We start from the raw sequence: 699 nt of genomic DNA, 5'->3' as shown, positions 1-699 counted from the left end.
TACCAGATGGCCGACAGCATAGTCGCCAAGACGGCGAAGGCTCACTGATGCCTGTGGAACATTTCACGAACAAAAGCCTTGCAGGCTCACCTCGAAAGCCGTATATTTCGGGGGTCGTCACCAGCGGGAGTTGGGGCGCGCCCTTCGGCACCAGCGGGAGCTGGGTCAAGGCTCAACCGGGTTTCATACCCTTTTGGCTTTGCAGCATAGCGAAGGTGCGCCCGTGCACGACACTACCCCTATAATTCGAGCGGCCCCGCCTCTAGTGGTCAAGTTCGCTGACGCAAGCGCCACGACTGGCGAGATCAGCGGCTACGCCTCCCTGTTCGGCGGTGAGCCTGACAGCTACGGCGATATCATCGCGCCGGGTGCTTACACCAAGAGCATCGCGGAACTGCGGCAACGTGGCGAAGCGCCTCTGATGCTCTGGGCTCACGACCGCGCATCCCCCATTGGTCGTTGGATCGAAATCGTCGAAGACGCCAAAGGCCTCCGCGTTCGCGGCCAGCTCAACCTCGATACGACGCGAGGGCGAGATGCTCACGCGCACATTAAGGCTGGCGACGTTAGCGGCCTGTCTATCGGTTACAGCGTCCCTGACGGTGGCATCGTTTACAACGCAGACGGCACCCAGACGCTCAAGATCATCGACCTGAAAGAGATCAGCGTCGTCGCAATCCCTGCGGCCCGCACAGCCCG

At 61.2% G+C, this 699-nt stretch carries 1 protein-coding gene; it reads left to right on the top strand.

The window, feature by feature from the left end:
- Positions 1–265 precede the first annotated feature (265 nt).
- The coding region (locus OB03_RS08735) for an HK97 family phage prohead protease (protein ID WP_461343867.1) at positions 266–699 on the top strand (434 nt) is incomplete at its 3' end.

It is taken from the genome of Brevundimonas sp. GN22, from assembly GCF_054824005.1.
This window is presented reverse-complemented; position numbering and strand designations above follow the sequence as displayed.